This window comes from Pseudomonas sp. D4-21 (assembly GCF_051132125.1).
GTDB lineage: Bacteria > Pseudomonadota > Gammaproteobacteria > Pseudomonadales > Pseudomonadaceae > Aquipseudomonas.
Genome location: NZ_CP071664.1, coordinates 254,287 through 276,775 on the forward strand (window position 1 = coordinate 254,287; position 22,489 = coordinate 276,775).

A 22,489-nucleotide genomic window follows, 5' to 3' on the forward strand; every position below is an offset into this window, starting at 1 on the left:
ACACTTATCCCATGGCGAGGGAGCCAGCTCCCTCTCCACAGGATGTGTGTCAGCCTCAGCTGTTGTTGTGATCGATCTTGATGGTCGGATCACTGCCGGCGATCAGCGAGTTCAGGTTGATGTTCGACCAGTTGTTGCCTTCCAGCTTGATCGTCACGTCTGGCGTCGCCGCCGCACCGTTGGCCGCGTTGAACTGGCCGGTGGTGCTGACTTGCAAGGAGGACACGCCATCGACCGTGCTGATTTTCAGGAAGTGGTCGATGGTGCTGCCGGTTTCGCCCTGCAACAGGTCCCGCAGGTCGATCCGGTCACCGTCGCCGGCCTTGAAGTCCTTGATCACGTCATTGCCGGTGTCGCCGGCTTTCCAGACAAACGTGTCGCCGCCCAGACCACCGATCAGGGTGTCGTTGCCCGTGCCGCCAATCAGGGTATCGGCACCGCTGCCGCCGAGCAGGATGTCATTGCCCTTACCTCCGTCCAGCAAGTCCTTGCCGCCCTGACCGAAGATGATGTCGTTGCCGGCACCGCCCAGCAGGGTGTCGTTGCCGTCATGTGCGCCGGACACATCGAACGCGGTGTAGTGTTCGGTGATGTACTGGTGCACGTTGCTGGTGGTGACCTTGCTGACGTCCAAGCCGCTTTGTTGGGCGACAAACGACTGGATGGCCTGGTAACCCTCGCCGGCGATGCCGTTGAAGCTCACCAGGTCGCCGAACAGGATGTCGTTGCCGTCCGCGCCGTTGACCGTATCGGCTCCCGGCATCGTCGCTTCGGTGTGGCCGATGATCGAGTTGGCCAGGTCCTTGGGGTCGATGTTGGTTTGCGGCTTGCCGTCCGAGTCGTAGGGCTTGAGGTCGTTCAGCGTCACGCTGTTGTTCAGGCCGATGGCTTCAACGTTGCTCAAGCCTTTGAGCAGGGTGAAGCTGGCCGTTGAGCTGACTGCTGCCGAGGCGTCGCCCCACCAGCCGCCGTCCAGTTTGGAGAACTCGAACGTGCCGTTGCCCTCGGCATGCACCGTGCCGACGTAGTCTTCATTCCAATTCTTGCCGTTCTTGATCGACAGGAACATGTCCCCATTTTCGTCGATGATGAATTTGTGTGTGCTGTCGATCGTCTGGGTGTAGTACTTGCCAACGGTGTAGTTGGCCGCGCTCAGGACGTCGTCGAGCTTGACGGTGCCGTACAACACTGGGTTCGTCTCTTCGCCGGACTGGTAGCGCGTTGGCTCACCGTCGGTGATGAAGTACGTCAGGTTCTTCGCACCGGTATTACTCAGGGCTTGGGTGCTGTTGAAGAAGTTTGCGGTGGTCTTGAACACATCTTCATAGTTGGTATTGCCGCCGGACACCATCGAGTCGAGTACGCTCTTGAGCAGTGTCAGCGCGTTCGGGTCGTTGAGGTTGACCGCAACGTTTTTGTTGACCTGATTATCGAAGTCCGCCAGGAAAATATTCACCGTCCCGGAGTTGCTGCCCATGCTCTGCTTGAGCGTGTTGAACACCTGGGTCAGCGAGTTCTTCGCGGCGGTAACGGAAGACGAGCTCATGCTGCCGGAGCTGTCGACCATGAACGCGATGTTGTAGTTGACGCCCGGCACCACGGTCAGGCCGCCGATGTCGGCGACCACGATGTCGTTGCCGTCGGTGCCGGTGACGTTGTCACTGCCGGAAGTGGCTGTCGCAGCGTTGTAGACCGCCGGATGCACCGTTACCGGGATCTGTGCCGTGGTCGTCGCCGACCCGCCGAGGGTTTCGGTGGAGGTCGACGTCACTGTCAGGTTGATCTGGCCGTTGAAATAGGTCGGCGGCGTCAGGTTGAGGCTGCCCAGGTTCCAGCCGGTAACCGAGGCTTCGCCGTTGGCTCCCACGGTTGCGGTGTGACCCGCGCCGTCACTCAGGACGCTGCCTTCAGGCATGCCGCCGATCTTCACGCTCAAGCTTTCGGAACCGTCGGTGTCGGTCAGGGCGGTGGTGATCTTCGACAGGTTCACGCTGCCGCCTTCGGCGCCTTCGTTGAGCTTGAAGCCGTCGTAGTAGCCTTCGCCATTGGTGCCGTGCAGGTCGGAAACGGACACGCCAGCGTTCGTCAGGTCGGCGACGCCGGTATAGAGCGGTATGCCGGCGCTGCTCAGGTCCACGGGCGTGCTGCCGTTGACCGACAGGTTCACGTCATAGCTGCCCGGGCCGGTCTGGTTGTGGTGGTAGATGTCCAGGGTGTAGTAGCCGCTGGTGGTCGGGGTGAACGAACCATTGAGCTTGCCACCGGCGCCCCAGGTAATGCCCGCCACGTCCTTGCCACCAATGGTCACCAGCAGGCTGTCATCGCCGGTGCCGCTGAAGGTATAAATCTTGCCGGCTTCCAGGAAAATCAGCCCCGAGGTCTTCGACGCGGTGCCCGGATTGACGTTGCCGTCGTTCTGCACGTTGCTCACGTTGGTGCTGCTGTTCGGCGTGCCGGCGGCATCGATCACTGACTTGAGCGTGCCCGACGGCGCGCCGTTGCCATCGGTGCCCAGGCCCGACAGCCCGGTCCAGACTTCCTTGATCAGGCCGGTGGAGGTCACGTTGTTGCCGGCTACGTTGAGGGTCGGCGCGTCGGCGGTTGGCGTGATGTCGATCTTCACGGTGCCGGTGTTGCCCAGGGCCTGGCCGTCGGTTGGCTGGAATTTGATCTGCGCGTAGTCAGCCTGCTTGTTGCCCACGCCGCTGCCGCCATAACCATTGGCACCGGATTCGTTGGCATCCGGGGTGAAGCGCAACTTGCCGGCGTCGATGTCGGCCTTGGTGAAGGTCTGGTTGTTGGCAACGTTCTTCCAGGTCGCGCCATCCAGGTACTGCAACTTGCCATCGCCTGGCAACCCGGTGATTTTCACGCCCTGGCTGGCGGCGGAGCTGTCCACGTCGCTGACGCCGAAGGTCGACCAGCCGAGGACCAGCGAAGTGTCCTCGGTACCGGTCACGGAGCCACCGGCGGCCACCGGTGCATCGTTGACGCCGACCACGTTTACCGTGGTAGTGGCGGTGTTGGAGTAGCTTGCGCCGTCGGTCACCGTCACGGTGATGACGCGCGGTACGCTGCTCGGGTCTTCGCTGTTGTTGATGAAGCTGATGTTCTTGATCTGCTGCATATAATCGGCCAGCGTCGCATTGCCCGTCAGCGTCAGGACGACCTTGCCGTCGGTGCTGTTGGCGTTGATGCTGATGCCGTTGACGCTATTGCCCAGGTTCAGATGATCGCCAGGCTGACGGTTGGTCAGCACAATGGTGGCGCCGCTCAGCATGGTGCTGTCCGGGTCGGTGATCTTCAGGTCGGTATCGCCAATCGACACGCCTGGGCCGGTGGTGCCTTCGGTGAAGGTCACCTGGTAATCGGCACCGGTCTTGCCACTGGAGTTGTTGGCATCCAGGTCGAGCACCGGCGCCGCATCGTTGTCGATGATCGAGGTGCTGACACTGCCGTTGGTCCCGCTGACCGCCAGATGCTCGAAGTTACCGCCGGTGGCGGAGTCGATCTTGACCACGAAGTTTTCTGTGCCTTCGGTGATCTTGTCGTCCAGGGTTGCCACGTTGAAGTTGGCGCTGGTGGCATTGGCCGGGATCTTCACGGTGTAAACGCCCGTGAAGTCCGAGCCGTCGGCGGCAGTGCCGCTGTAGACGATCTTCACCGTCACCTCGGTTTGCGCCGGGTTCGTCAGGCTGACGGTATAGGTAGCCGCCTGGCCTTCGGTGACCGATGAGCTGCCGGTGATGCTGACAGTGGTGTTGTCGACGGTGTCGCCTACAGCAGTCGATGCGCCAGTCTTATCAACGACGATGGCTTCCAGATTGCCACCGGATGCAGATTTGATCGACTCGGTAATGGACGGCGCACCGGTATAGACATCGTTACCGACCGCGACATTGAGCACGCCAGAGCTTGCGCCGGCTGCGATGGTGATTGTCTTACCGCTTTCGAGCGTGACCGTTACAGGACCATTTTGCGCGGTAACGGGCTTGCCATCGGCACCGGTCAGGGTAGCGGTGTAAGTGATCGTGCCGTTTTCGTTCACGGTTGGGTTAGCGGTCAGCGTCACGGTGGTCGTGTCGTTGACGTCGCTGACCACTGTGCTGACTGGCGTGGTGTTCGGCGCGATGGCTTCGAGGTTGCCGCCGGTTGCATCTATGATCGACTCGGTGACGGTGGTTGGGCCTTGGTAGACGTCGTTGCCGACCGCTACATCCAACACACCCGAGCTTGCTCCCGCTACGATGGTGATCGTCTTACCGCTTTCGAGCGTGACCGTTACAGGACCATTTTGCGCAGTGACCGGCTTGCCATCGGCGCCGGTCAGGGTGGCGGTGTAGGTGATCGTGCCGTTTTCATTCACGGTCGGGTTGGCGGTCAAGGTCACGGTAGTGGTGTCGTTGACGTCGCTGACCACGGTGCTGACTGGCGTGTTGTTCGGCGCGATGGCTTCCAGGTTGCCGCCGGATGCGTCTTTGATCGACTCGGTGACGGTGGTTGGGCCTTGGTAGACGTCGTTGCCTACCGCCACATCCAACACGCCCGAGCTTGCACCGACTGCGATGGTGATTGTCTTGCCGCTTTCGAGCGTCACGGTGACCGGACCGTTCTGGGCAGTGACGGGTTTGCCATCGGCACCCGTCAGCGTGGCGGTGTAGGTGATCGTGCCGTTTTCATTCACGGTTGGGTTGGCGGTCAGCGTCACAGCGGTCGTGTCGTTGACGTCGCTGACGATAGTGCTGACCGGAGCGGTGTTCGGTGCGATGGCTTCGAAGTTGCCACCGGTTGCATCTTTTATCGACTCGGTGACCGTGGTTGGACCTTGGTAGACGTCGTTGCCAACCGCTACATCCAACACACCCGAGCTTGCGCCCGCTGCGATGGTGATCGTCTTACCGCTTTCGAGCGTGACCGTTACAGGACCGTTCTGCGCAGTGACTGGCTTGCCATCGGCACCCGTCAGCGTGGCGGTATAAGTGATCGTGCCGTTTTCGTTCACGGTCGGATTCGCGGTCAGCGTCACGGTGGTGGTGTCGTTGACATCGCTGACCACAGTGCTGACTGGCGTGGTGTTCGGTGCGATAGCTTCGAGGTTGCCACCGGATGCGTCTTTGATCGACTCGGTGACGGTGGTTGGACCTTGGTACACGTCGTTGCCGACCGCTACATCCAACACACCCGAGCTTGCGCCCGCTGCGATGGTGATGGTCTTACCGCTGTCCAAGGTCACGGTGACCGGACCGTTCTGCGCAGTGACTGGCTTGCCATCGGCGCCCGTCAGCGTGGCGGTATAAGTGATCGTGCCGTTTTCATTCACGGTTGGGTTAGCCGTCAACGTCACGGTAGTGGTGTCGTTGACATCGCTGACCACGGTGCTGACCGGAGCGGTGTTCGGCGCGATGGCTTCGAGGTTGCCGCCGGATGCCGAGGCAATCGATTCGGTAACCGTCGTTGGACCTTGGTAGACGTCGTTGCCAACCGCTACATCCAACACACCCGAGCTTGCACCGGCTGCGATGGTGATGGTTTTACCACTGTCCAAGGTCACGGTGACCGGACCGTTCTGCGCAGTGACGGGCTTGCCATCGGCGCCCGTCAAGGTCGCGGTATAAGTGATCGTGCCGTTTTCGTTCACGGTCGGGTTAGCCGTCAGCGTCACGGTGGTGGTGTCGTTGACGTCGCTGACCACAGTGCTAACTGGCGTGGTGTTAGGTGCGATAGCTTCGAGGTTGCCACCGGTTGCATCTTTGATCGACTCGGTGACGGTAGTTGGGCCTTGGTAGACGTCGTTGCCTACCGCCACATCCAACACACCCGAGCTTGCGCCCGCTGCGATGGTGATCGTCTTACCGCTTTCGAGCGTGACCGTTACAGGACCGTTCTGCGCAGTGACTGGCTTGCCATCGGCGCCCGTCAAGGTCGCGGTATAAGTGATCGTGCCGTTTTCATTCACGGTCGGGTTGGCGGTCAAGGTCACGGTGGTCGTGTCGTTAACATCGCTGACCACAGTGCTGACTGGCGTGGTGTTCGGTGCGATGGCTTCGAGGTTGCCGCCGGATGCCGAGGCAATCGATTCAGTAACCGTCGTTGGACCTTGGTAGACGTCGTTGCCGACCGCCACATCCAACACACCCGAGCTTGCACCGGCTGCGATGGTGATCGTCTTACCGCTTTCGAGCGTGACCGTTACAGGACCATTTTGCGCAGTGACCGGCTTGCCATCGGCACCCGTCAGCGTGGCGGTATAAGTGATCGTGCCGTTTTCGTTCACGGTCGGATTCGCGGTCAGCGTCACAGCGGTCGTGTCGTTGACGTCGCTGACGATAGTGCTGACCGGAGCGGTGTTAGGTGCGATGGCTTCGAGGTTGCCGCCGGATGCCGAGGCAATCGATTCGGTGACGGTAGTCGGGCCTTGGTAGACGTCGTTGACCACTGCCACATCCAACACGCCCGAGCTTGCGCCCGCTGCGATGGTGATGGTCTTACCGCTGTCCAGGGTCACGGTAACCGGACCATTTTGCGCAGTGACCGGTTTGCCATCGGCACCCGTCAGCGTGGCGGTATAAGTGATCGTGCCGTTTTCGTTCACGGTCGGGTTCGCGGTCAACGTCACGGTGGTGGTGTCGTTGACATCACTGACCACAGTACTGACTGGCGTGGTGTTCGGCGCGATGGCTTCCAGGTTGCCGCCGGATGCGTCTTTGATCGACTCGGTGACGGTGGTTGGGCCTTGGTAGACGTCGTTGCCCACTGCCACATCCAACACACCCGAGCTTGCACCGGCTGCGATGGTAATCGTCTTGCCGCTTTCGAGCGTGACCGTTACGGGACCATTTTGCGCGGTGACGGGTTTGCCATCGGCACCCGTCAGCGTGGCGGTGTAAGTGATCGTGCCGTTTTCGTTCACGGTTGGGTTAGCGGTCAGCGTCACAGTGGTCGTGTCATTGACGTCGCTGACCACAGTGCTGACTGGCGTGGTGTTCGGTGCGATGGCTTCGAGGTTGCCACCGGATGCCGAGGCAATCGATTCGGTAACCGTCGTTGGACCTTGGTAGACGTCGTTGCCAACCGCTACATCCAACACACCCGAGCTTGCGCCCGCTGCGATGGTGATCGTCTTACCGTTTTCGAGCGTGACCGTTACAGGACCATTCTGGGCAGTGACCGGCTTGCCATCGGCACCCGTCAGCGTGGCGGTATAAGTAATCGTGCCGTTTTCGTTCACGGTCGGGTTAGCCGTCAGCGTCACGGTGGTCGTGTCGTTGACGTCGCTGACGATAGTGCTGACCGGAGCGGTGTTCGGTGCGATGGCTTCGAGGTTGCCGCCGGATGCCGAGGCAATCGATTCAGTAACCGTCGTTGGACCTTGGTAGACGTCGTTGCCGACCGCCACATCCAACACACCCGAGCTTGCACCGGCTGCGATGGTGATCGTCTTACCGCTTTCGAGCGTGACCGTTACAGGACCATTTTGCGCAGTGACCGGCTTGCCATCGGCACCCGTCAGCGTGGCGGTATAAGTGATCGTGCCGTTTTCGTTCACGGTTGGGTTAGCAGTCAAGGTCACGGTGGTGGTGTCGTTGACATCGCTGACCACAGTGCTGACTGGCGTCGTGTTAGGTGCGATAGCTTCCAGGTTGCCGCCGGATGCGTCTTTGATCGACTCGGTGACGGTGGTTGGACCTTGGTAGACGTCGTTGCCGACCGCTACATCCAACACACCCGAGCTTGCGCCCGCTGCGATGGTGATCGTCTTACCGCTTTCGAGCGTGACCGTTACAGGACCATTCTGGGCAGTGACGGGCTTGCCATCGGCGCCGGTCAGGGTCGCGGTATAAGTGATCGTGCCGTTTTCATTCACGGTCGGGTTCGCGGTCAACGTCACGGTGGTGGTGTCGTTGACATCGCTGACCACAGTACTGACTGGCGTGGTGTTCGGTGCGATGGCTTCGAGGTTGCCGCCGGATGCGTCTTTGATCGACTCGGTGACGGTGGTTGGACCTTGGTACACGTCGTTGCCGACCGCTACATCCAACACACCCGAGCTTGCGCCCGCTGCGATGGTGATGGTCTTACCGCTGTCCAAGGTCACGGTGACCGGACCGTTCTGCGCAGTGACCGGTTTGCCATCGGCACCGGTCAGGGTGGCGGTGTAGGTGATCGTGCCGTTTTCGTTCACGGTCGGGTTAGCCGTCAGCGTCACAGTGGTTGTGTCGTTGACATCGCTGACCACGGTGCTCACTGGCGTCGTGTTAGGCGCGATGGCTTCGAGGTTGCCGCCGGATGCGTCTTTGATCGACTCGGTGACGGTGGTTGGGCCTTGGTAGACGTCGTTGCCGACCGCCACGTCCAACACGCCCGAACTTGCACCGGCTGCGATGGTAATCGTCTTGCCGCTTTCGAGCGTGACCGTTACAGGACCATTCTGGGCAGTGACGGGCTTGCCATCGGCACCGGTTAGGGTGGCGGTGTAAGTGATCGTGCCGTTTTCGTTCACGGTTGGGTTCGCGGTCAACGTCACGGTCGTCGTGTCGTTAACATCGCTGACCACAGTACTGACTGGCGTGGTGTTCGGTGCGATGGCTTCGAGGTTGCCGCCGGATGCCGAGGCAATCGATTCAGTAACCGTCGTAGGGCCTTGATAAACGTCGTTGCCGACCGCCACATCCAACACACCCGAGCTTGCACCGGCTGCGATGGTGATGGTCTTGCCGCTTTCGAGCGTGACCGTTACAGGACCATTTTGCGCGGTAACGGGCTTGCCATCGGCACCGGTCAGGGTAGCGGTGTAAGTGATCGTGCCGTTTTCATTCACGGTTGGGTTAGCGGTCAGCGTCACGGTAGTGGTGTCGTTGACATCGCTGACCACAGTGCTGACTGGCGTCGTGTTAGGTGCGATAGCTTCCAGGTTGCCGCCGGATGCGTCTTTGATCGACTCGGTGACAGTGGTTGGACCTTGGTAGACGTCGTTGCCGACCGCCACATCCAACACACCCGAGCTTGCTCCCGCTGCGATGGTGATCGTCTTACCGCTTTCGAGCGTGACCGTTACAGGACCATTTTGCGCAGTGACCGGCTTGCCATCGGCGCCGGTCAGGGTGGCGGTGTAGGTGATCGTGCCGTTTTCATTCACGGTCGGGTTGGCGGTCAAGGTCACGGTAGTGGTGTCGTTGACATCGCTGACCACGGTGCTCACTGGAGTCGTGTTTGGCGCGATGGCTTCCAGGTTGCCACCGGTTGCATCTTTGATCGACTCGGTGACGGTAGTTGGGCCTTGGTAGACGTCGTTGCCCACTGCCACATCCAACACGCCCGAGCTTGCGCCGGCTGCGATGGTGATGGTCTTACCGCTGTCCAAGGTCACGGTGACCGGACCATTTTGCGCAGTGACCGGCTTGCCATCGGCACCCGTCAGCGTGGCGGTGTAGGTGATCGTGCCGTTTTCATTCACGGTTGGGTTGGCGGTCAGCGTCACGGTGGTCGTGTCGTTGACGTCGCTGACGATAGTGCTGACCGGAGCGGTGTTCGGTGCGATGGCTTCGAGGTTGCCGCCGGTTGCCGAGGCAATCGATTCGGTAACCGTCGTTGGACCTTGGTAGACGTCGTTGCCAACCGCTACATCCAACACACCCGAGCTTGCACCGGCTGCGATGGTGATGGTTTTACCACTGTCCAAGGTCACGGTAACCGGACCATTCTGGGCAGTGACCGGCTTGCCATCGGCACCGGTCAGCGTGGCGGTATAAGTGATCGTGCCGTTTTCATTCACGGTCGGGTTGGCGGTCAGCGTCACGGTGGTGGTGTCAAGCGAATCAGTGATCGTCGTGACCGCAGGCGCCGTATTCGGAACCAGGTTCTCGAAGTTACCCCCAGTTGCGCCAGTAATGGTGGCGCTGACAGTACTGCCATTGTTGTAGACATCGTTCGGCGGGGTATCGACAGCGACGGTGCCGGTGGTCTGGCCGGCGGCAATGGTAATGACCGAGCCGTTGCTCAAGGTCACGGTCACTGGCGTCTGGGCCGGATTGGTCAGCGTGGCGGTGTAAGTGATCTGACCGCCTTCGGTAACGGTGTCGCCTGCGCTCAGGGTGACGGTGGTGGTGTCGACGGTGTCGGTGATCTGGGTAACGGCGGGCGTGGTGGGTACGGTCACGGCGATGCCGCTGCCGCCGGTGGTGCCGGTGACAGTCACGCTGATCTGGCTTGGGTCGTTATAGACCGTGTCGTTCGGCGCGAGCGGCACATTGACGCTGCCGGTCAGTTGTCCGGCTGGAATGACGATGACTGCACCGTTGGACAAGGTCACGGTCAGGTTGGTCAGCGGCGCCTGGGTGACGGTCGCGGTGTAGACCAGCACGCCGCCGGCCTCGGTCAGGGTCGGCGTGGCGCTCAGCGTCATGGTCGCATTGAGCACGGCGTTGGCGGTCGTATCGGCGGAGGTGTCGCCACCCAGGATGTTGTCATCGGTGGCGGCAGCCGCGGCGAGTCCTTCCGTGGGAAAACCGATTGTCGGATCGACGCTGCCAGCCGTGGCATCCAGTACGACGAAGCTGTGGCCACCACCGGCCGCACCGCCCGTGCCAGCAGCGGTTGGGCCGGCAGCGGTGGCTTCCAGGGCGGTCGTCGGGTCGACGCCCGCGGCGATGGCTTGTTGCAGTTCGTCTACCGAGGGCGCGGCTTGGGCGGCGGCCTGTTCCAGATCAGTGGAGGAGTCCGCAGCATTGGCGCTCCATTGGGTGTCCCGGCCCAGGTCCAGCGAGCGGCCATCGGCCAGCTCCAATGTGACGGCACCGGCAGGGCCGGTGTCCAACTGGTCGCCCACGTTAAGGCGGTCGCCTTCAATGAGTACGCGCCGAATACCCTCGGGGGATACGGCGAAAACCTGACCAACAATGCTTTTGACGACGGCAATAACACTGCTCATTGAAGACTCTCCGGGTACCACGTTCAGTAGACTTCCATGGACCCGACAGCCTCGTTGGCCGTAGCGGTCTGGACGTACATGCTCACTAAGGGAAAATGTTTTGACGCTTTAAATTTGACGATTTATTGGCGGCAACTGCGGAAGGTTTTTGTTGCTGCCAAACTATTGACCTTCTGCCGGTCATCCTAAACAATCGCTTCTGTAATGTCACATTGATATTTAAGCGGCGACCTGTTCTTTCAGTGCGTGTTCCAACCCCTGTTTTGAACTTTCCGACATACGGTCATTCCGGTTGCCATCATCCGATGCAGCGCCACGTTTCGCTGTGATTCAAGACAAGCGTTTTCGGGATTTAACCAACCATGCGTTCGCATCTGCTCAAGGCTTTACCTTTCGCCCTCGCCGCCAGTTTCGTACAAGCACAAACCTTGCCGCAGGCCATGCAACAAGCATTGGATGTTCATCCGGAAATCCAGGCGGGCGTGAACAGTCGCCTGGCGGCGGATTATCAGCTCAAGGCTGCCAAGGGCGGCTACCTGCCTAGAGTGGACCTCGCAGCCGGGTACGGCCGTGAAGGCACCGACAGCGTGACCACCCGTTCGGGCACCAATAATCATTGGGAAACCTTGAACCGCAGTGAGTCGAGCCTGCGCCTGTCGCAAATGGTTTTTGACGGTTTTGCGACGTCCAGCGAAGTGGGGCGTCAACAAGCCAACGTCAATGCCCGTGCCTATTCCTTGCTCGACGCCTCTGAGCGCACTGGCTTGACCGTGGCCCAGGTGTACCTGGACGTGCTGACCCGTCGCGAATTCGTGCGCCTGGCCGAGGAAAACCTCAAAAGCCACGAACGCATCTTCGATCAGATCAAGCTGCGCACCTCCCGTGGCGTAGGCAGCGGCGCCGACCTGGACCAGGCCGAAGCGCGCATGGCCCAGGCCCGCAATAACCTCATCACCGAACAGACCAATCTGGCCGACGCCGAGACCAATTACCTCAGCGCCGTCGGCCAACTGCCGGATCAATTGGAGCGTCCCGCCGACTTTATGGCGCTGCTGCCGGCCAACCTCACCGAAGCCCGCGCCCAGATGCTAGACAACAGCCCGGTGCTGCGTTCGGCCGAAGCGGATATCGCCGCTGCCGAGCAGCAGTACGCGGCCGCCAAGTCGAGCTTCTATCCGCGCTTCGACGCAGAGCTGGGTCGCACCGCCGACAATGACCTGGACGGCCAGAACGGCCACAACAATGAATGGCAAGCCATGCTGCGCATGCGCTTCAACCTGTACGCCGGTGGCAGTAACAAGGCCGACCTGGAATCCAAGTCCTACCTGTCCAACCAGGCGCTGGATATCCGCAACAACGCGCTGCGCCAGTTGAACGAAGAATTGGGCCTGGCCTGGAACGCGTTGAACAACGCCAACGCCCAAGTGCCGATCGCCCAGCAATACGTCGACCGCAGCGCCAACGTGCGCACGGCCTATCAGAAGCAGTTCAGCCTCGGCGAGCGTACCTTGCTCGACTTGCTCGACAGCGAAAACGAGTTGTTTAGCGCTTCCCGTCGCCTGGCGGAAATCAAGAACGTGCAGCTGTTCACCCAGTACCGGATCAAGGCAACCATGGGCCAGTTGCTGAAAAGCCAGGGTGTGGTCGCGCCGTTGGCATCGGTTGTGCAGAACGACGTGAAACCCAAGGTCCAGTTACCTGGGATGAATTGAGTCCTCCCACCCGTTTTTATCAGTCAGAGTGCCGAGCGTGGAATCAGAAGTCAGTCCAGTCGAACTAGTTCATGACCCGCGCACGCTGCACGACGACCCATTGTTGGATGGTTTGCTGGCGCTTTGCATGCTGCATCAGAAGCCTGCCAGCGCGGCGATGCTCACCACCGGCCTGCCGTTGCCCAAGCAACGGCTGAGCGTCGAATTATTGTCGCGTGCGGCGGCCCGTGCCGGTCTGCAAGGCCGGGTGCTGCAGCGCAAGCTTGAACAAATCCCCGCCATTGCAATGCCCGCCCTGTTGCTGCTTAAGGAAGGCCGCAGCGCCGTGCTGCTGGGCTGGGCCGGGGACGGCCAGGCGCGCTTGCTGCTCAGCGAAAGCGAAGGCGGCGAAGTCACGGTGAGCCATGAGCTGCTTGCCGACGACTACAGCGGCAAAGTTTTTTTCGCCCAACCGCAGCATAAATTTGACGTCAACCACGGCACGCTCATTCCCCGCGCGCGATCCTGGTTTCGCGACACGCTCAAGCGTTCCCGCTGGCTGTACGCCGACGCCATCGCCGCCAGCCTGTTGATCAACATCATCGCCATGGCCGCTCCGCTGTTCGTGATGAACGTCTACGATCGCGTGGTGCCGAACCAGGCCGAGTCGACGCTGTGGGTACTCGCCGTCGGGATCACCGGCGCCTATGTGTTCGACCTGATCCTGAAAATGCTGCGCAGCTTGTGCCTGGATTTGGCGGGCAAGAAAACCGACTTGATCATTTCGGCGACGCTGTTCGAGCGCATCGTCGGCATGGCCATGAAATACCGCCCTGCGCGGGTGGGCAGCTTTGCCCAGAATATTCATGAGTTCCAGAGCCTGCGGGATTTCCTTGCCTCGCTGACCCTCACCAGCCTGATCGACCTGCCGTTCACCCTGCTGATCTTCATGGTCATCGCGATCCTCGGTGGGCATCTGGTGTGGATTCCGGTGCTGGCGTTCCCGATTGCCTTGCTGATCGGTTATGCGTTGCAAAAGCCTCTGGTCGCGACCATGGAGCGCACCATGGCCTTGGGCGCCGAGCGTCAATCCAGCCTGATCGAAACCCTCGCCGGCCTGGATGCGGTGAAGGTCAACAACGCCGAGAGTGAGCGGCAATATCAGTGGGAACAAACCATCGGCACCCTGGGCCGTCTCGAACTGCGGGTGAAAATGCTGTCCGGCCTGGCGATGAACATCACCTTGCTGATCCAGCAACTGGCCGGGGTGATCATGATCGTCTTCGGTGTCTACCAGATCATCGCCGGCAACCTGAGCATGGGCGGGTTGATAGCTTGCTACATGCTCAGCGGTCGTGCCCTGAGCCCATTGGCGTCGCTGTCGGGCTTGTTGACCCGTTACCAGCAGGCGCGGGTGACCATGACGTCTGTCGATCAAATGATGGAGCTGCCCCAGGAACGCAATTTCGAAGAGCGTCCGCTTAGCCGCAAGGTCTTGCAGGGTGCAGTTGAATGCCGGCAGTTGAATTTCACCTACCCGAACCAGCAGAACCCCGCGTTGAAGAACATCAACCTGGTGATCAAACCGGGCGAAAAGATCGGCATCATCGGCCGCAGTGGCTCGGGCAAAAGCTCGCTCGCCAAGTTGCTGGTGGGTCTGTACCAGCCTGACGACGGCGCGTTGCTGGTGGACGGCGTGGACATTCGCCAGATCGACGTCAGCGAGCTGCGTTACAACATTGGCTATGTGCCCCAGGACATCCAGTTGTTGGCCGGCACCCTGCGCGACAACCTGACCTCCGGCGCCCGTTACGTCGAAGACGAATTGGTGCTCCAGGCTGCGGAACTGGCAGGCGTACACGAGTTCGCACGCCTGCATCCGCAAGGCTACGAGCTGCAAGTGGGCGAGCGGGGGCAGAACCTGTCCGGCGGCCAGCGCCAGAACGTCGCCCTGGCTCGCGCGTTGCTACTCAATCCGCCCATCCTGTTGCTGGACGAACCTACCAGCGCCATGGACAACACCGGCGAAGAACGCTTGAAGCAGCGCTTGGCCGCCGTGGTGGAAAACAAGACGGTGCTGTTGGTGACGCACCGGGCGTCGTTGCTGTCGCTGGTGGATCGCCTGTTGGTGGTCGACCGAGGGCAGATCCTCGCCGACGGTCCCAAGGCCGCCGTGATGGAAGCGTTGAAAAAGGGGCAGATCAGTGTTGCTTAAATCAGGTTTGAAGGGCGCTGTGGGCCGCTATTTCAAGGGTTCCGACTCGCTGCATGGCCAACCGCTGCCCGAGGTCAACAAGGCACTGATCGAGGACGCCCCGCGAGTGGTGCGCCTGACGATCTGGGGCATCATCGGCTTCTTTGTGTTCTTGGTGCTGTGGGCCAACTTCGCTGAGATCGACGAAGTGACCAAGGGCGACGGCAAGGCAATCCCATCGTCCAAGATCCAGAAGATCCAGAACCTGGAAGGTGGCATCGTCGCTGAGCTGTTCATCAAGGAAGGGCAGATCGTCGAGGCTGGCGCGCCGCTGATTCGCCTGGACGACACGCGGTTTGTCTCCAATGTCGGGGAAACCGAGGCCGATCGCCTGTCGATGCTGCTGCGGGTCGAGCGCCTGAGCGCCGAGGTTGAAGATAGACCGCTGAATTTTCCGGCCGATGTGCTCGAGGCCGTACCGGGCCAGGCCGCCAGCGAAGAGTCGTTGTACATCAGCCGTCGCCAGCAACTGCACGATGAGATCGGTGGCTTGCAGGAGCAGTTGATCCAGCGCCAGCAGGAGCTGCGCGAGTTCGTGTCCAAGCAGGCGCAGTACCGCTCCGGCCTGGCGCTGCAACGCCAGGAAATCAACATGTCCGAGCCGCTGGTGGCCCAAGGCGCGGTGTCGCCGGTGGAGGTGCTGCGGCTCAAGCGCGCCGAAGTCGAGACCCGCGGGCAACTGGACGCCACGACGCTGGCGATTCCTCGCGCCGAGTCGGCCATCAAGGAAGTGCAGCGCAAGATCGACGAGACCCGCGGTAAATTCCGCAGCGAAGCCTTGACCCAACTCAACGAAGCGCGCACCGACCTGAACAAGGCCCAGGCCACCGGCAAGGCCCTGGAAGACCGCGTGAGCCGGACTCTGGTGACGTCGCCGGTGCGCGGCATCGTCAACAAAATGCTGGTGAACACCATCGGTGGCGTGATCCAGCCGGGTAGCGACCTGGTGGAGATCGTGCCGCTGGACGACACCATCCTGGTGGAGGCGAAAATCCGTCCCCAGGACATCGCCTTCCTGCACCCCGGCCAGGACGCCACGGTGAAATTCACGGCTTACGACTACACCATCTATGGCGGGCTGAAAGCCAAGCTGGAACAGATCGGCGCCGACACCATCACCGATGAAGACAAGAAAAGCACTTACTACATCATCAAGCTGCGCACCGAGCGTAGCCACCTGGGCACGCCTGAAAAGCCGTTGCTGATCATCCCGGGGATGGTGGCGTCAGTGGACATCATCACCGGCAAGAAAACCGTGCTCAGCTACCTGCTCAAGCCGATCGTCAAAGCCCGGGCCGAGGCTTTGCACGAGCGGTAAATTAATCGAGCTGTGACTCGGTGCTTTTGTGGCGAGGGAGCTTGCTCCCGCTGGGTCGCGCAGCGGCCCCATGAAAAGCGACGAGCGCCGCGCACTCAAGCGGGAGCAAGCTCCCTCGCCAAGGGCGTCGTTTCCAGACCGTCGGTTCGGCCATATGATTATGCGTTTTTAATATTTAAACTAACGCTCTTATATCTTTAGAGTCATCCCCCTGCGTACCTGCCGACCAATCGGCGCGCCGCACGACACAAACCAACACGGTAACGCCGTGAGTTTTGATCGATTGCGCGCCATTGAAGCGCGCCGTGCGTGGGAGTGATGTATGTCAGCCGTCTCTTTTTCTCCAGATTCAAATGCCGCGAACATCGCGCCGCAGTCGTTCGAGATCCGCCCATTCCCCGATGCCGTAGGCGCCGAGATTATCGGCCTGGACCTGTCCCGGCCCATCGACGACCAGGATTTCTCTCGCATCCACCGCGCCCACCTCGACTATCACGTGGTGGTGTTCCGCGACCAACGCATCACCCCCCCGAACAGCACATCGCCTTCAGCCGTCGTTTTGGCGTGCTGCAGATCCATGTGCTCAAGCAGTTCCTGCTGGCCGGGCATCCGGAAATCCTCATCGTTTCCAACATCATCGAAAACGGCCAATCCGTCGGCCTTGGGGACGCCGGCAAGTTCTGGCATTCGGACCTTTCCTATAAGCAATTGCCCAGCCTCGGCTCGATGCTCCATGCCCAGGAGCTGCCGAGCGAAGGCGGCGATACGCTATTCGCTGACATGCACAAGGCCTGGGACGGTTTGCCCGAAACGCTGCGGAAGGCGGTCGAGGGCCGTTCGGCGGCGCATTCCTACACGGCGCGCTACAGCGAGACCAAATTCGAAGGCAACTGGCGCCCGACGTTGACGCCAGAGCAACTGGCCCAGGTGGCCGAAGTGGTGCATCCAATCGTCCGCACCCACCCGGAAACCGGGCGTAAAGCGTTGTTCGTCAGCGAGGGCTTCACCACCCGCATCGTTGGTTTGCCAGAGGATGAAAGCACCGCAATCCTGACGCAGCTGTATGCCCACAGCGTGCTGCCCCAGAACATCTATCGCCATCAATGGCAGCCCCACGACCTGGTGTTCTGGGACAACCGCTCGCTGATCCACTTGGCAGCCGGTTGCCCGAGCCATCTGCGTCGCAAGCTGTACCGCACCACCATCCAGGGCGACGCCCCTTTCTGATCGGCTGCGCAGCGCGCAAATTGCCCGGAGAATCACCATGTCCAAACGCCTTGTTTTTGCACCGTTGGCCGCAGCTATCGGCCTGGGGCTCAGCCTGCTCGCCGGCAGCCTGATCGCGCCGGCCAGCGCCCACGCCGAAGGCGAGATTCGCATCGCCGAGCAGTTCGGCATCGTTTACTTGTTGTTGAACGTGGTTCGCGACCAGCAACTGATCGAGAAACACGGTAAGGAGGAGGGCATCGATATCAAGGTCGACTGGACCCAACTATCGGGCGGTGCGGCGGTCAACGATGCGTTGTTGTCGGGCTCCATCGACATTGCCGGGGCCGGTGTCGGGCCGTTGTTGACGGTCTGGGACCGCACCCGTGGCAAGCAGAACGTCAAGGCCGTGGCATCCTTGGGCAATTTCCCCTATTACCTGCTGAGCAACAACCCGACCGTCAAGACCATCGCTGACTTCACCGAGAAGGACCGCATCGCGGTGCCGGCGGTGGGCGTGTCGGTGCAATCGCGGTTCTTGCAACTGGCCGCCGCCAAGCAGTGGGGCGACAAGGATTTCAATCGTCTCGACAAGTACACCCTGGCCGTCCCGCACCCGGACGCCACGGCCGCGCTGATTGCCGGCGGCACCGAGTTGACCGGGCACTTTTCCAACCCGCCGTTCCAGGATCAGGCCCTGCAAAACCCCAACGTCCACGTCGTACTCAATTCCTATGACGTGCTCGGGCCGAACTCGCCCACCGTACTGTTCGCCACCGAAAAATTCCGTGATGAAAACCCGAAGACGTACAAGGCGTTCATCGAGGCCCTGACCGAGGCCGCCGAGTTTGCCCAGAATGACAAAGGCGCGGCGGCGGACACTTACCTGCGGGTGACAAAGGCCAAGATTGACCGCGCGACCTTGCTCAAGATCATCGAAAACCCCCAGATCGAATTCACCGTCACGCCGAAGAACACTTACCCATTGGCTGAGTTCCTCTACCACGTCGGTGCGATCAAGAACAAACCGGCCTCCTGGGAAGATTATTTCTTCCAGGACGCAAAACCGTTACAGGGGAGCTGATCGTCATGAACGCGCCATTGCAAGGCCACGCGGCCAGCAACGCCACCCGCACCGACACCGCGTTGCTGGCGGTGGACAACGTCAGCCTGGAATACCGCACCCCGCAGCGTGTGGTGCGGGCTACCCATCAAGTCAGTTTCGAAGTCGATCCGGCGGACCGTTTTGTACTGCTCGGCCCGTCCGGGTGCGGCAAGTCCACGCTGCTCAAGGCCATCGGCGGTTTCATCGCGCCGAGTGAAGGCGAGATCCGATTGCAAGGCCAAACCGTCAACGCGCCGGGTCCGGACCGGATCGTCGTGTTCCAGGAGTTCGACCAACTGCCGCCCTGGAAAAGTGTCAAGCAGAACGTGATGTTCGCGCTGCTGGCTTCGGGCACGCTCAAGCGTCGCGAAGCCGAAGAGCGGGCGCTGCACTATCTCGACAAAGTGGGGCTGGCGGCGTTTGCCGATGCCTACCCCCACACCTTGTCGGGGGGCATGAAGGCCCGTGTCGCGATTGCCCGGGCGCTGGCGATGCAGCCGAAAATCCTGTTGATGGACGAGCCCTTCGCCGCACTCGATGCCCTGACCCGGCGCAAAATGCAGGAAGAATTGTTGCTGCTCTGGGAGGAGGTGCGTTTCACCCTGCTGTTCGTCACTCACTCCATCGAGGAGGCGCTGGTGGTGGGCAATCGTATTCTGCTGTTGTCGCCGCACCCGGGACGGGTCCGGGCGGAAATCCACAGCCATCAATACGATCTGCACAGCCTTGGCGGCGTGGGTTTCCAGCACACGGCACGGCGGATTCATTCGTTGCTGTTCGAGCAAGGCCAGTCGCCGGACGTCGAGCGTGAGCTGGGGTTTGCCGATATCCGTATCGCGTATTGAGGAAAGGGTTTGATGAGCCAGTTATTGCCAGTGCGCGAAGAATACGAAGTCGATCTGCAACCGCTGACCCACGTGCCGCTGGAGCGGGAGTTGCCCTTGGGCCAGCGCCTGTGGCAACAGGGTTGGCTGCGCAAAAGCCTGATCCTGATAGCGCTGGCGGTGCTGTGGGAGGGCGTGGCGCGTTACCAGAACAACGATTTGCTGCTGCCGAGCTTCCTGCAAACCGCCAACGCGTTGTACGACGGTTTGCTCAGCGGCGAGCTGCTGGGCAAGGTGTGGATTTCCCTGGTGGTGCTGCTCAAGGGGTATTTGCTGGGCATCGTCCTGGCGTTTGGCCTGACCACCCTGGCGGTGTCGACGCAGTTGGGCCGCGACCTGCTTAGCACGTTGACGTCGATGTTCAATCCACTGCCAGCTATCGCCCTGTTGCCGCTGGCGCTGTTGTGGTTCGGCCTGGGACAGAACAGCCTGATTTTCGTGCTGGTGCATTCAGTGCTGTGGGCGCTGGCGTTGAATATGTATGCGGGGTTTCTGGGCGTGTCCGAAACGCTGCGCATGGCCGGGCGCAACTATGGGCTCAAGGGCCTGCGCTTTGTGCTGTTCATCCTCATCCCGGCCGCGTTGCCGTCGATCCTCGCCGGACTGAAGATCGGCTGGGCCTTCGCCTGGCGCACCCTTATCGCTGCCGAACTGGTGTTCGGCGCCACTAGCGGCAAGGGCGGTTTGGGCTGGTACATCTTCCAGAACCGCAACGAGCTGTACACCGACAAGGTGTTTGCCGGTTTGGCGGTGGTGATCCTGATCGGGCTGCTCGTCGAGAACCTGGTGTTCGACAGTCTGGAGCGGGTGACGGTGAAGCGTTGGGGGATGCAGCGTTGAACCGTTCTGAAGTCATACTCCGAACCCGTGGCGACGGAGCTCGCTCCCGCTCGGCTGCGCAGCAGTCGCAAAACCGGGCCATGCGGTTTGCCTGAAGGAATGTTGGGGGCCTGCTTCGCAGGCCAGCGGGAGCAAGCTCCCTCGCCAGGGGTTTGGGGTTGTCTGGGCTGACGTCATCGCGAGCAGGCTCGCTCCCACAGTTGATCGGGTGTTGTTCTCGATATGGGGTTCGCCACAAAACCCCTGTGGAAAGGGTGCTGGTTCGGTGACCGACGACTGTCGCAGCCGTTCTTCGGCGATGCCGTGGAAGAAGCCCTGCGCTTGCCCTTCAACCTGGTGTTCCGCCGCCAGACACCCTTGGACGTCCTGGGCCAATGGCAGCGACAGAGCCCCGGCCTGGCGCCCAGCGCATTCATCTTCCATGCCTCCCGATGCGGCTCGACACTGATCAGCCAGATGCTCGCCCAACTGGATGACCACATCGTCATCTCGGAGCCGCCGCCCCTGGATGCGCTGCTGCGCAGTGATTTGCCGCCTGCCGGACGGCGCGTGGCGCTCAAGGGCTTGGTGTCGGCCTATGGGCAGCGCCGTCGAGGTGGGGAGCAACGGCTGGTGATCAAGCTCGACGCCTGGAACATCGGCGAATTGGCGCTGTTGCGCGAATGTTTTCCCGATACGCCTCGGCTGTTCCTGTACCGCGATCCGCTGGAAATTGCCGTCTCCCATCTGCGCCGCCCTGGCATGCACATGGTGCCGGGGTTGATCGGGGCGAGCGTGCTCGACAATGAATTACCCTTCGTCAGCCAGGAAGATTTCATCTCGCGTCGGGTGGGCCGTTTGTTGGCGACAGGTCTGGAGCACTGCCAGGCGTTTGCCGCAATGGCGGTGGACTACACCGAACTGCCCGAGGCGATGACGGGAAGGCTGGCGGCGTTTTTCGGGCTTGATGATGAGCAACGCAGGCGAGTGTTCGCAAAAGTGGGGCAGCATGCCAAGCAGCCGGCGCAGGCGTTCACTGGCGACAGCGAGGACAAGCGCCGGGAGGCTTCGGCGCTGTTGCATGAGCGGGTCAGGTGTTACGCGCAGGCACCCTATGAAGCGTTGAGATCGTTGTAGTCCAGGCGATCCCGCTTCTGCGGTGAAGGTGCTTGCCACAAAGGGTTCAGCGTTCGCTTCAAAGGACTAGACTGCGAGAGTCCCCCAGCCGATCCTTTCATGCTCAGGAGTTTCGCATGGAAACCCCGATCCATAACCTTCCCGCGCTGTTCAAACAACTCGGCCTGCCCGACGACGCCGTCAGCATTGATCAATTCATCGCCAGCCACTCGCCGCTCAAGCCCGAATTGCATCTTGCCGACGCATTCTTCTGGAACGAGAGCCAGCGGCAATTGCTGCGTGATGAAATTCTCGAAGATGCCGATTGGGCGGTGGTGGTGGATCAGCTCGACGTGCTGCTGCGCAAGGGCCGAAGTGGTTGAGGCTTATGCTGCAATACTTGTGCTAGCGAGCTATCAATCAGTGCCGATGCCAGACACAACAGATCGCGAGCAAGCGCGCTTCCCCATGGGCTGATCACTTATTCTATTTAAGCCTTAATAAATAGCTTCTTATTCCTTAAGCAATGCAGCTCTCCTCCTTATACTCGTCCGCAAACAGATACGCGGGAGAGCCCCATGCGCAACGAATCGATTCGCTACCTGATCGTGCCGGGCTGGCAAGGATCGCCAGACAATCATTGGCAAACCCACTGGCAGGCCAGCCTGCCCAATAGCACCCGGGTCGAACAGGCTGACTGGTTGACGCCACGCCGAGAAGATTGGGTCGCCGCGCTGGCAGAAGCCATCGCCGCTGACAGCACGCCGGTGATTCTCATCGCGCACAGCCTGGGTTGCATCACGGTTGCCCATTGGGCTGCTACAGCTCCGGTGCAGCTGTTACGACAGGTGCGCGCCGCGTTGCTCGTGGCACCGGCGGATGTGGAGCGGCCGGCCTGCGCCCCGGCGTTGCGCAATTTCGCGCCGATCCCGACGAACCTGCTGCCATTCCCCAGCCAAGTGGTCAGTTCCGACAACGACGCGGCAGTCAGTGCCCCGCGCGCGCTGGAGCTTGCACGCAACTGGGGGGCCGAGGCCGGGATTCTGGCGGGGGCCGGGCATATCAACGTGAAGTCCGGACATCAGCGTTGGGAGCAGGGTTTCGCTTATCTCTACCGCCTGCAAACGCGCATGAAGCATCACGCCCTGCGTCGTGCCTGAATTTTTAGT

The 22,489-nt window shown here is 61.0% G+C and carries 10 protein-coding genes and 1 pseudogene; 10 read left to right on the plus strand and 1 reads right to left on the minus strand.

Annotated elements, in window-relative coordinates; all coding sequences use genetic code 11:
• Positions 1-55: 55 nt before the first annotated feature.
• Entirely contained in the window at positions 56-10,927 is a 10,872-nt protein-coding gene (locus J3Q04_RS01185; RefSeq protein ID WP_434608437.1) for a retention module-containing protein, read from the minus strand.
• Between the two features lie 362 nt (positions 10,928-11,289).
• Between J3Q04_RS01185 and J3Q04_RS01190 the strand changes: the two genes are divergently transcribed.
• The 10 genes and pseudogenes from J3Q04_RS01190 (at position 11,290) to J3Q04_RS01235 (ending at position 22,480) form a co-directional block, all read left to right on the plus strand.
• On the plus strand, positions 11,290-12,639 hold the full coding sequence (locus tag J3Q04_RS01190) for a TolC family outer membrane protein (RefSeq protein WP_420766500.1): 1,350 nt from the start codon (positions 11,290-11,292) through the stop codon (positions 12,637-12,639).
• Positions 12,640-12,676: 37 nt separating this feature from the next.
• Positions 12,677-14,833, plus strand: coding sequence for a type I secretion system permease/ATPase (locus J3Q04_RS01195; protein ID WP_434608434.1), 2,157 nt, complete (start codon positions 12,677-12,679; stop codon positions 14,831-14,833).
• A complete protein-coding gene (locus tag J3Q04_RS01200; RefSeq protein ID WP_434561294.1) occupies positions 14,823-16,190 on the plus strand; it encodes an HlyD family type I secretion periplasmic adaptor subunit in 1,368 nt (455 codons plus the stop codon). The genes J3Q04_RS01195 and J3Q04_RS01200 overlap by 11 nt, the downstream gene beginning before the upstream one ends.
• Positions 16,191-16,512: 322 nt before the next feature.
• Positions 16,513-17,417 (plus strand): annotated as a pseudogene (locus tag J3Q04_RS01205) (TauD/TfdA dioxygenase family protein).
• 37 nt (positions 17,418-17,454) lie between these two features.
• Positions 17,455-18,480 (plus strand): ABC transporter substrate-binding protein, encoded by a 1,026-nt coding sequence (locus J3Q04_RS01210; RefSeq protein ID WP_434608432.1) that lies wholly within the window; start codon positions 17,455-17,457, stop codon positions 18,478-18,480.
• Between the two features lie 5 nt (positions 18,481-18,485).
• Positions 18,486-19,346, plus strand: coding sequence for an ABC transporter ATP-binding protein (locus J3Q04_RS01215; protein ID WP_434608430.1), 861 nt, complete (start codon positions 18,486-18,488; stop codon positions 19,344-19,346).
• Positions 19,347-19,358: 12 nt separating this feature from the next.
• Positions 19,359-20,225 carry an ABC transporter permease gene (locus tag J3Q04_RS01220; protein WP_434608428.1) on the plus strand — a complete coding sequence of 289 codons (867 nt, stop codon included), beginning with the start codon at positions 19,359-19,361 and terminating at the stop codon, positions 20,223-20,225.
• A 222-nt stretch (positions 20,226-20,447) separates the two neighbouring features.
• Positions 20,448-21,341 (plus strand): sulfotransferase family protein, encoded by an 894-nt coding sequence (locus J3Q04_RS01225; protein ID WP_434608426.1) that lies wholly within the window; start codon positions 20,448-20,450, stop codon positions 21,339-21,341.
• Positions 21,342-21,457: 116 nt separating this feature from the next.
• Positions 21,458-21,703, plus strand: a complete 246-nt coding sequence (locus tag J3Q04_RS01230; RefSeq protein WP_420766483.1) for a DUF2789 domain-containing protein — start codon at positions 21,458-21,460, stop codon at positions 21,701-21,703.
• Positions 21,704-21,898: 195 nt separating this feature from the next.
• Positions 21,899-22,480, plus strand: coding sequence for an alpha/beta hydrolase (locus J3Q04_RS01235; protein WP_434608424.1), 582 nt, complete (start codon positions 21,899-21,901; stop codon positions 22,478-22,480).
• Positions 22,481-22,489: the final 9 nt, after the last annotated feature.

What these genes read in the sequence shown, in the direction of transcription:
- J3Q04_RS01185 (WP_434608437.1), bottom strand. Translation starts at nt 10,927, where the DNA reads ATGAGCAGTGTTATTGCCGTCGTCAAAAGCATTGTTGGTCAGGTTTTC.
- J3Q04_RS01190 (WP_420766500.1), top strand. Translation starts at nt 11,290, where the DNA reads ATGCGTTCGCATCTGCTCAAGGCTTTACCTTTCGCCCTCGCCGCCAGT.
- J3Q04_RS01210 (WP_434608432.1), top strand. Translation starts at nt 17,455, where the DNA reads ATGTCCAAACGCCTTGTTTTTGCACCGTTGGCCGCAGCTATCGGCCTG.
- J3Q04_RS01215 (WP_434608430.1), top strand. Translation starts at nt 18,486, where the DNA reads ATGAACGCGCCATTGCAAGGCCACGCGGCCAGCAACGCCACCCGCACC.
- J3Q04_RS01220 (WP_434608428.1), top strand. Translation starts at nt 19,359, where the DNA reads ATGAGCCAGTTATTGCCAGTGCGCGAAGAATACGAAGTCGATCTGCAA.
- J3Q04_RS01225 (WP_434608426.1), top strand. Translation starts at nt 20,448, where the DNA reads ATGGGGTTCGCCACAAAACCCCTGTGGAAAGGGTGCTGGTTCGGTGAC.
- J3Q04_RS01230 (WP_420766483.1), top strand. Translation starts at nt 21,458, where the DNA reads ATGGAAACCCCGATCCATAACCTTCCCGCGCTGTTCAAACAACTCGGC.
- J3Q04_RS01235 (WP_434608424.1), top strand. Translation starts at nt 21,899, where the DNA reads ATGCGCAACGAATCGATTCGCTACCTGATCGTGCCGGGCTGGCAAGGA.